10 protein-coding genes are annotated in these 9,201 nt (G+C 64.8%); 5 read left to right on the plus strand and 5 right to left on the minus strand.

The annotated features are described in order from the left end of the window. From Q1M07_RS18730 to Q1M07_RS06100, 3 genes are all read left to right on the plus strand, one after another. Positions 1-85, plus strand: an 85-nt coding sequence (locus Q1M07_RS18730; protein ID WP_366983987.1) for a transposase domain-containing protein, incomplete at its 5' end; no start/stop codon positions are given. Between the two features lie 255 nt (positions 86-340). After that, positions 341-1,474, plus strand: coding sequence for an NAD(P)/FAD-dependent oxidoreductase (locus tag Q1M07_RS06095; RefSeq protein WP_300452085.1), 1,134 nt, complete (start codon positions 341-343; stop codon positions 1,472-1,474). Beyond that, positions 1,464-1,919, plus strand: a complete 456-nt coding sequence (locus tag Q1M07_RS06100) for a putative toxin-antitoxin system toxin component, PIN family (protein WP_300452087.1) — start codon at positions 1,464-1,466, stop codon at positions 1,917-1,919. The genes Q1M07_RS06095 and Q1M07_RS06100 overlap by 11 nt, the downstream gene beginning before the upstream one ends. A 46-nt stretch (positions 1,920-1,965) precedes the next feature. Here the strand turns inward: Q1M07_RS06100 and yaaA are convergent, their stop codons facing one another. Further along, positions 1,966-2,748: a peroxide stress protein YaaA gene (gene yaaA, locus Q1M07_RS06105; protein WP_300452088.1), complete on the minus strand. Its 783-nt coding sequence runs from the start codon at positions 2,746-2,748 to the stop codon at positions 1,966-1,968. 141 nt (positions 2,749-2,889) lie between these two features. Here yaaA and Q1M07_RS06110 point away from each other — a divergent pair, with 141 nt between their 5' ends. Next, positions 2,890-4,929 (plus strand): site-specific recombinase, encoded by a 2,040-nt coding sequence (locus Q1M07_RS06110; RefSeq protein WP_300452090.1) that lies wholly within the window; start codon positions 2,890-2,892, stop codon positions 4,927-4,929. Here Q1M07_RS06110 and Q1M07_RS06115 read toward each other — a convergent pair. The 3 genes from Q1M07_RS06115 to Q1M07_RS06125 form a co-directional block, all read right to left on the minus strand. Beyond that, positions 4,926-5,213, minus strand: coding sequence for a cytochrome c (locus Q1M07_RS06115; RefSeq protein WP_300452100.1), 288 nt, complete (start codon positions 5,211-5,213; stop codon positions 4,926-4,928). The genes Q1M07_RS06110 and Q1M07_RS06115 overlap by 4 nt on opposite strands. Before the next feature lie 92 nt (positions 5,214-5,305). After that, positions 5,306-5,629 (minus strand): cytochrome C, encoded by a 324-nt coding sequence (locus Q1M07_RS06120; RefSeq protein ID WP_300452092.1) that lies wholly within the window; start codon positions 5,627-5,629, stop codon positions 5,306-5,308. Positions 5,630-5,739: 110 nt separating this feature from the next. Continuing rightward, the gene (locus Q1M07_RS06125; RefSeq protein WP_300452094.1) at positions 5,740-7,431 is read right to left on the minus strand and encodes a cytochrome D1 domain-containing protein; all 1,692 of its coding nucleotides are present in this window, start codon (positions 7,429-7,431) and stop codon (positions 5,740-5,742) included. 208 nt (positions 7,432-7,639) lie between these two features. Here Q1M07_RS06125 and cobA point away from each other — a divergent pair, with 208 nt between their 5' ends. After that, on the plus strand, positions 7,640-8,446 hold the full coding sequence (gene cobA, locus Q1M07_RS06130; RefSeq protein WP_300452096.1) for a uroporphyrinogen-III C-methyltransferase: 807 nt from the start codon (positions 7,640-7,642) through the stop codon (positions 8,444-8,446). A 35-nt stretch (positions 8,447-8,481) separates the two neighbouring features. Here cobA and Q1M07_RS06135 read toward each other — a convergent pair. Beyond that, positions 8,482-9,201: KUP/HAK/KT family potassium transporter (locus Q1M07_RS06135; protein WP_300452098.1), on the minus strand; the 720-nt coding region annotated here is incomplete at its 5' end.

The following is a 9,201-nucleotide window of genomic DNA, read 5'->3' on the forward strand; positions in this document are numbered from 1 at the left end:
CTGGCTCACCGAGACCCTCGAAAAGCTCCCAAATTGGCCGAACAGCCGCATCGACGAACTGCTGCCACTGAAGACGACAGCCTGAGCGCGTCGCCCCCGAGGGGTGGCTGTGTCGGACGCTTACGAATGGCCTAATCCGGATCATCTTTATTGGCGCCAACTCGATGTGGATCTGTCAGTCGAGTCCATTCGCCATCCCGAACGCTTCCCTCTCATTTCAAAGGCGTCGGCAAACAGTGCGCTCCAGGGAGACGCGCCGCCAGCAGCGCGCCCCTGAGCTTCGACGTGTGCGCCAGGCATGGCGCGTTACAATTCCCCGCTGGCAAGCGGAGGATGCGGCATGGAGAGCGTTGGCGCAGCGGTGATCGGCGCCGGAGTGGTCGGGCTGGCCTGCGCGCGGGCGCTCGCGCAGCGCGGCATCGAGACGCTCATCCTCGAACGAAACGACGCTTTCGGCCGCGAAACGAGCGCCCGCAACAGCGAAGTGATCCACTCCGGCCTGTACTATCCGAGGACATCGCTGAAGGCTCGCCTTTGTCTTGCCGGCCGCCGGCAACTTTACGACTACTGTGCCACTCACGGCGTCGACCACCGACGCTGCGGCAAGCTGATCGTCGCCACCAGCGGCCGCCAGCTCGACGCGCTCGCTGCCTTGCAGCGCCAGGGCGAGGCGAACGGCGTCGACGACCTCCAACTGCTGAGCGCCGCGCAGGCACGTGCGCTGGAAAGCGAACTAAGCTGCCAGGGCGCGCTCCTCTCGCCGTCTACCGGCATCGTGGACGGCCATGGGCTGATGTCGGCACTGCTCGGCGATGCCGAGCGCGCCGGCGCCACCTTGGCGCGGCGCAGCGCGCTGCGCGGCGGATCGGTCGTCGCGACCGGCCTGGAACTCGACACCGGCGGCGCCGAGATCTGGCGATTCCGGGCCAGCCGGGTGGTCAACGCGGCCGGCCTGTGGGCGCCGCAGGTGGCGCGCTCACTGGCAGGTTTTCCGTCGGCGCTGATCCCGCACAGCTTCCACGCCAAGGGCAACTACTATTCGCTCGCCGGCCGCGCGCCGTTTTCGCGCCTGGTCTATCCGCTGCCGGAGAACGGCGGCCTCGGCATTCATTTGACGCTCGATCTCGGTGGCCAGACGCGCTTCGGGCCCGACGTCGAGTGGTTGCCCGACCCACCGCCGGGACAGCCGATCGGCGACTTCGATTACCGCGTCGACCCGGCACGCTCGGCTGCCTTCTACGCCGAAATTCGTCGCTACTGGCCGGGCCTGCCGGACGGCGCGCTAACTCCGGCCTATGCCGGCATCCGGCCGAAAATCGCCGGCCGTTCGGCGCCGGCGGCCGACTTCCTGATCCAGGGCCCGGCGCAACATGGCGTCGCCGGACTGGTGAACCTGTTCGGCATCGAATCGCCGGGGCTGACCGCCTGCCTGGCGATCGCCGAGCACGTCGCCGCCGAACTCGATGTCGACTGAAGCGATGCGCGTCGTCCTCGACACCAACATCGTCATCGACCTGCTGCATTTCGCCGACCCGCGGACCGCCACACTGCGGCGGGCGATCGACGGCGGCGCCGTGCAATGTTATGTCGATCAACCCTGTCTGGCCGAGCTCGAGCGGGTCACCGCCTACCCGTCGTTGGCCCTCGGCACCGCCCGGCAACAGGCGCTGCTCGCCGCTTACCGGCGCTGGGTGATTGCCTGCGAGGCCGACGGTGTGGAGGATTACTCGCTGCCACTGTGCCGCGACCGCGACGACCAGAAGTTCCTGGTGCTCGCCGCGCGTTGCCATGCCGATCTGCTGATCACCCGCGATCGTCGACTCCTGAGCCTCATTGGACGCGGTCGCTCACCACCGGCCTACGGTATCGTCACCGCCGAAGTAGCGGCCTATGTGCTCACGCAAGGTCCGCCAAGCTAGGGCGGAAAGCTCGCAGGTGCCTTCCGCCGCTCACGCCCGACGGAACCTAGGCCGGCTGTCCGCGCCGAAATACCCAAACTCTGTCGTCCGACGCTTGGCTGACGAAACGATAGCCATCGAGCGAGAAATCCTTGAGGTCGCCGGCTTGCCGCAGGCGATTGACCGTCGCGAAGCGTGTCATCAGCCCGCGTGCGCGCTTGGCGTAGAAGCTGACCACCCGGAAGCGGCCTCCTGCCTCGCTCCAGTCCTCGAATACCGGCTGCACGACAGGCACCGGCAGTGCTTGCGGACTGACCGCCTTGAAGTATTCCTCCGACGCCAGGTTGACCAGCACCGTGGCCTCGGCTTCGCGCAGCGACGCGGCTAGCGCCTCGGTGATGCGACTGCCCCAGAAAGCATAGAGATCGCGACCACGCGGATTGGCTAGTCGCGTTCCCATTTCCAGGCGATAGGCCTGCATCAGGTCGAGCGGCCGCAACAGGCCGTAGAGTCCGGACAGGATGCGGACATGCTGCTGCGCGTAATGGAGGTCGTCTGGCGACAGTGTCGCCGCGTCCAGCCCCGCGTAAACGTCGCCGTTGAAGGCCAGGACGGCCTGTTTGGCATTTTCCGGCGTGAATGGCAGGGACCACTCGGCGTAGCGCGTCGCGTTGAGCGCCGCCAGCGGATCGCTGATCTTCAACAAGCTGGCGATTACCGCTGGCGACAGCCCACGTAGTTGGTCGATCAGGCATTGCGACTGATCGAGAAAGGACGGCTGCGTGTACTCGGCCAGCGTGGACGGAGTTCGGTAGTCGAGACTTTTGGCAGGTGAAAGAACGATGATCATGGGCGCATGCCGGTCGGCAGAGAACCTGCGACGCGATAGTTTGTTAAGATTCGCCGATTGTAATCGACACCGCCCGGGCGCAAGGAGATCAAACCCCGATGTCGCCGCGGGACCCTGCCCCCCAGCCAAGACGTCGACGCCATGGAAGAGCTTCTCAACCGCTTTCTCGATCCGGACGCCGATCCGACGACGTTGCTCGCCCTCCTGGTCGACCAGATCCGGCCGAGCAGCCCGTCGGACCACGAATCGGCCCGACGCAGCCTGCAGGCACTGTGCTACATCCTGAGCACGCACCCCGAGTTGCGGCGCGCTCTGCGCGACGCACTCACGAGCCTGCTCCGGACGCACCGCCATACCGAACTGTACACCGCTAGCGGTATTCTGCCGAATACCGGCTTCGTTTCCGAGAGCCTGCACCGTATCGGCCATACGCTGCTGCCGGAGGTGCTTGATCCCGGCCTGTTGCGCAGCGTTCTGCGCCGCCTGTTCGACCGCCCGAGCGACCGTCATTGGGTGATCGGCGTCACTGAAGAGACTTGGCAAGATCTGATCGAAGCCCTTCAGTTCGCTGAGATGCCGGCCAGCGCAACGCTGCCTCGCGCCCTGGGAGAGATCCTTCGTTCGCTGCGCGTGCTTTCCTACTGGATCGCGGCCTGCGGCATGGAGCCCGAGTTGCTGCGCCTGGAGCCGTCGCTCGAAGCCTACGAATCGCCTTTCGTCGCGCAGAATCGCGAGATCACAGCCTACGTCGACACCTACCAGGAAGGCTGGCGCCAGCCGGTCGCGGGAGACGCCGACGACCGCCACCTGCGGGTCCTCTTCAGCCAATGCCAAGAGGTGATCGAGCGGGTGCGCCGCAACGCCGCCAGGAACGGCACCAGCATCCGCCTGACCTATCATCTGCAGCGCCTGCGCCAACTGCTGCGACGTAGCGAGCAACTGCTCGACATTCTCGCCAGCCTGCAGGCAGACGCCACCGGCACCTCCGCTTACCCGGCGATGGTCACCCTGTTCACCCAGCTGGTGCGCGAAGAATGCCTGCGCAACAACCTGCTCCGGCACTGGCGGCAGAATACCGAACTGATCGCCTTGCGCGTCACCGATAACGCCAGCCAGCACGGCGAGCATTACATCACCGAAACCTTCGAGGAGTATCGGTCGATGGCGCGCTCGGCGATGATCGGGGGTTGCGTCATTGCCGGCATGGCCTGTCTCAAGATACTGCTGGCCAAGGCGCAGATGCCGCCGCTGACCGGCGGTATTGCCTTCTGCCTCAACTACGGGCTGGGTTTCTGCCTGATCCACATTCTGCACGGCACGGTCGCGACCAAACAACCGGCGATGACCGCCAACGCCATCGCCGCCAGCATCAGCGAGGCGGGCGGCAAGCTACGCAACCTCGAGGTGTTGACCGACCTGATGGCGCGCACCTGCCGCAGCCAGATCATCGCGATCCTCGGCAACGTCGGCATCGCCATTCCGCTCGCCGCGCTGATTTCCCTGACCGTCTTGGGAATCAGCGGCCAGCCCTTGACGGGTTCCGAGAAATCGTTGCTCCTGCTCGAGCAGCAGAGCCCGATCCATAGCGGCGCCGTGGTCTATGCGGCGATTGCCGGCGTCTGCCTGTTCATTTCCGGCCTGATCAGCGGCTACTACGACAATTACGCGGCCTACAACCGTATTCCCGAACGCCTGCTGCAACTGAGCTGGCTGCAGCGGCTGTTCGGCCAAGCCCGCATGCGCCGTGTCGCGGGCTACATCGGCGACAACCTCGGCGCGCTGGCCGGCAACCTGCTGTTCGGCTTCCTGCTCGGTGGCACGACGCTCTTCGGCCTGCTCGTCGGCCTGCCGATCGATATCCGCCATGTCGCCTTTTCATCGGCCTTCATCGGCGTCGCATTCGTCGGCCTCGACTTCGCACCCGACATAGGGTTGTTCTGCTGGGCCGTGTTGGGCGTCGCGGCGATCGGCTGCGTGAACCTGACGGTGAGCTTCGCCCTGGCCCTCAATGTGGCGCTGCGCTCGCGGCAGGTTTCCGACGCCCAGTGGCAGGCGCTGGCGCGCTCGGTACTGACACATCTGCGCCACCGGCCGAGAGACTTTTTCCTGCCACCGCGGCGCAGTGAAGCGGGTTGCGTGCCGGTCGCCAGCGTCGACCGGCACATCGCACGGGGCGATTAGTCGGGGAAACCCGCCAGCAACTGCTCGACGACCCAGCGCGCCTCACTCTCGGTGAGGAATCGGTGCCAGGGCGGCATCGGCGTTCCCGGGCGCCCGCCGTAGATGGTCGCGACCAGCGAGTCGGCGGGTTTGTCGCGCAAGGCGTCGGGTTTGAGCGACGGGCCTAGGCCGCCCTGCAGCGTCATGCCATGGCACGATCCGCAGTCCTGGCGGACGAGGTGGATGAGTTCCCTGCGGCGCTCCGGCGGCGGTTCGAACTGTGCTGCCGCGGCCGTCGAAAGCAGCGATGACACGAGGGCCGCGACTGCGGCGAAAGATGGCCGGGATCCGGAGTGACGAAGCCAACCCGATGCCGGTCGGCCAAAGCGGCGTCTCATCAGGGCAACGAGAGGATCCAGCGCACGAGAACGCGGATATTGTCGAGCCCGGCACGCTTGTTGGCCGACATGTAATCGTTGCCCCAAACCCCGCCGCCGCCTTCATAGACTTTGGTGACCAGAGCTTCCTCGACTTCCGGCTTGCCGCGATAGCGCTTGGCGACATCGCGCCAGGCCGGACCACGAACGGTTTCATCCACATCGTGACAAGTCAGGCAGCGGCTCCGGTCGGCGAGTTCGAGCATCGCCGGATCGACCGCCGGCGGCGCGCCGACAGCCAGCGGCGAGGCGACGGCGAGCGACAGCAGCAGGATTTGCCTCATCTTTCCTTCCTTCGAACCGATCCTTGTCGGCCGACACACTTGCCGGCCGGCGTCGCACCAAAAAACGGGGGGCCATGGCCCCCCGTCTTGCGTCCGACGCCACCAGGGAATCAATAGATGTCGTGCATCGTGTTGTAGACGTTGAATTTTCCGGTCGGAGTCACGAGACGCGGATCCTTGATCACGGTCTTGACCTTGCGCGTCTTGTCGTCGACCACGACGATCGCCGACGGCTCGGTCTTGTTACCGGTCCACACCGAGAACCAGATCTCGTCGCCCTTGGCATTGTACTCGCCGTGCACCACGCGCTGCACACCCTTGGTCTTGCCGAGGTCGGCGGCGGCGGCGAGGTCGAGGACTTCCGCTTTCGGATCGGGATTCCCGAGGTCGGCAATCCGGTATACCGAAACCGATCCGGCAAGCTTCGGATCCGGGTTCAGCGGCGCGTCGGCCCAAAGGTTCTCGGACTTTGGATGCGTCTTGACGAACAGCGAGTTGGCGCCGTGGTTCTTGAGCTCCTGGACAACCTTCCAGGCCGATTGCGGATGACCCGCCGGGTCGGTACCGATGATGCTGATCACATCGGCGCCCAGATGCGAGGTCGCCCATACCGGACCGAACTTGGGATGCTTGAAGTTGGCACCGCGACCCGGATGCGGAATCTTGGCGGTATCGACCAGCGCCGCCAGCTTGCCTTCCTGCGTGTCGACCACCGCCACCTTGTTGGAGGCGTTGGCGGCGACGAGGAAGTAGCGCTTGCTCGAATCCCAGCCGCCGTCGTGCAGGAACTTGGCGGAGTTGATCGTGGTTTCCTTCAGGTTGGCGAGATCCGAGTAGTTGACCAGGCGGATCATGCCGGTCTCCTTGATGTTGATCACCCACTCCGGCTTGCGTTCCGAGGCCACGATCGAAGCGACACGCGGCTCCGGGTGATAGCTTCCGTCGACGGTATTGCCGCGCGTCGACACGTTCTTCAGCGGTTCGAGCGTCAGGCCGTCGAGAATCGTGTACTGCGGCGGCCAGTAGGAACCGACGACCGCGTACTTGTCTTCGTAGCCCTTGAACTTCGTCGTCTCGATCGAACGGGCTTCGAAACCCGCTTTCAGCGTGGCGACCGTGGTCGGCGTTTCGCTCCACAGATCGATCAGATCATAACGGCCGTCGCGACCGATGACGTGCACGTAGCGGCCGGAGGTCGACATACGCGAGATATGCACCGCGTAGCCGGTCTTGATGACCCCCCAAATCTTCTTGGTGTCACCATCGATCAGCGCCACTTCGCCGGAGTCGCGCAGCGTGACGGCAAAGACGTTGGCCAGGTTGATGTTGTTCATCTGCTTGGTCGGCCGCTTGTCGACCGGGATCAGCAGCTTCCAGCTCCCCTTGATGTCGGCCAGGCTCCACTCGGGCGGCGCTTCGGCCGGCAACTGGACGTAGGCCGCCATGTTGGCGATTTCCTTCTTGGTCAGGATGTCGTCGAAGTTGGGCATACCACCCTCGGTCCCGTAAGACATGATCTTCTCGAGGCGGGACGTGCCGAGCTTGGTGGTATTGGCCGGTTCGAGGTTCTTGCCGGTGGCGCCCTTGCGCAACATGCCGTGGCAGCCGGCGCAGCGCTCGAAATAGGTCTTGCCGGCAGCCGCCTTGTCTTCCGCCGAGAGCGTCGGTGTCGCCGGCGCCGCGGCGGGCGCCGCAGCGGGCGCCGCGGCCGGCGCGGCCTTCGTCGCCGGTGCCGCAAAAGCCATGTTGATCGCGACCGGCAGCGTGGCCAGCATCAAGACGTTACGAATTACCTTCTGCATTCCTTGCTCCCTCTCCTCGTGAAATTGCTTGGCTGTCGCCCTGGTCAAATCCGTGTCAGACTCCGCACAGGATGGCATGCCTGTGCCCTTGCGTTCCTTGACTTCCATCAAAACGTCGGCGCCGACTGATCGACAAGCGTCGATTCGGGTTGAAAGGACGGGTGCCGGGCGCTTATGCTTGCACCTCAGCCCTGGATGGAAAGAGAAAATGAGTCACGCCCCTTCTTCACCGCCGGTCGGAACCGTGTACATCGTCGGCAGCGGCCCGGGCGAGCTGGAGCTGCTGACGTTGCGTGCCGCCCGCCTGATCGGCGAAGCCGACGCCATCGTCTACGACCACTTGATCGCCGACGGCGTGCTCGAGCTGGCGCGTCCGGGCGCCGAGAAGATCTACGCCGGCAAGGAAAGTTCGAATCACTCGCTGCCGCAGACCGAACTCAATCGCCTTCTGGTTCGCCTGGCGCGCGCCGGAAAGACGGTCGTCCGCCTCAAGGGTGGTGACCCCTTCGTCTTCGGCCGCGGCGGCGAGGAAATCGAGACGCTTGTCGACTCGGGAGTTCCTTTCGAGGTCGTCCCCGGCGTCACTGCCGCCGCAGGCTGCGCCGCCTACGCTGGAATCCCGCTGACGCATCGTGATCACGCGCAGGCGGTGGCCTTCGCCACCGGCCACCTGAAGGACGGGACGATCAACCTCGACTGGCCATCGCTCGCCCGCCCCCGGCTGACCGTCGTTTTCTACATGGGTGTCGGCGGCCTGCCAGAAATCTGCCGTCAGATGATTGCCCACGGCCTGCCCGCCGAGCACCCGGCGGCCGTCGTACAGAACGGCACGACGCGGCGCCAACGGGTTGTGACGGCGGACCTCGGCAGTTTGCCGGAGAAAGTTGCCGCAGCCGGAATCAAGGCGCCGGCGCTGATCATCGTCGGTACCGTCGTCGGCCTGCAAGCCAAGCTGTCGTGGTTCCGGGTGAGCGCCGACAAGGCCTGCGACGTCGAACGGATCGTCAATGATTGAGAAGAAGGCTAGCGCATGGGAGCTGGCAAACCGCTTCACAGCTCGACCTGTGCTCCAAGCTCGACCACGCGGTTGGGCGGCAGCCTGAAGTACGCGGTAGTCGTATCGGCGTTGATAAACATCCAGTTGAACAAGACCTGCCGCCAGCGCGCCATATGCCCCCGAGGCACCAGCGGTTGTCGGGCGACCGTTTCGCGGCCGAGAAAAAACGACGTTTCCATCATTACGAAACGTACTCCACGCTCGCTGCACAGGTCCAGCGCACGCGGCAAATCGGTGTCGTCCTTGAAACCGTAGCGGACGAAGACCCGGTAGAATCCTGCGGCGAGCGTTTCGACGCGGACGCGCTCGCTTTCCGGGACATGCGGTACGTCTTCCGTGCTGACATTGAGCACGACTACGCGTTCGTGCAACACTTTGTTGTGATTCAGATTGTGTAGCATCGCGCGCGGCACGCCGGCCGGGTGTGCGGTCAGGAAGACACCGGTGCCAGCAACTCGATGCGGTTCGTCGGTGGCGAGTCCATTGATGAAAACATCGAGCGGAATCGCCTGTTGCTTCTGTTTCTCGGCAAGCAGTCGGCGGCCACGCCGCCAGGTCGACAGCAATACGAAGACCGAACCACCGATGGTCAGCGGAAACCACCCGCCGTCGAGGATTTTGATGACGTTGGCGGAGAAGAAGGCGAAGTCGACGACGACGAAGAAGACCAGGAAGAGCGCCGCGCGCGGCCAGCTCCAGCGCCACAGGGCGCG

Origin of the sequence: Accumulibacter sp., assembly GCF_029255285.1 — a bacterium.
Taxonomy (GTDB): Bacteria; Pseudomonadota; Gammaproteobacteria; order Burkholderiales; family Rhodocyclaceae; genus Accumulibacter.

Coding starts and splice junctions, on each gene's coding strand:
- Q1M07_RS06095 (WP_300452085.1), top strand. CDS start 341: ATGGAGAGCGTTGGCGCAGCGGTGATCGGCGCCGGAGTGGTCGGGCTG.
- Q1M07_RS06125 (WP_300452094.1), bottom strand. CDS start 7,431: ATGCAGAAGGTAATTCGTAACGTCTTGATGCTGGCCACGCTGCCGGTC.
- Q1M07_RS06120 (WP_300452092.1), bottom strand. CDS start 5,629: ATGAGGCAAATCCTGCTGCTGTCGCTCGCCGTCGCCTCGCCGCTGGCT.
- Q1M07_RS06100 (WP_300452087.1), top strand. CDS start 1,464: ATGTCGACTGAAGCGATGCGCGTCGTCCTCGACACCAACATCGTCATC.
- cobA (WP_300452096.1), top strand. CDS start 7,640: ATGAGTCACGCCCCTTCTTCACCGCCGGTCGGAACCGTGTACATCGTC.
- Q1M07_RS06110 (WP_300452090.1), top strand. CDS start 2,890: ATGGAAGAGCTTCTCAACCGCTTTCTCGATCCGGACGCCGATCCGACG.
- yaaA (WP_300452088.1), bottom strand. CDS start 2,748: ATGATCATCGTTCTTTCACCTGCCAAAAGTCTCGACTACCGAACTCCG.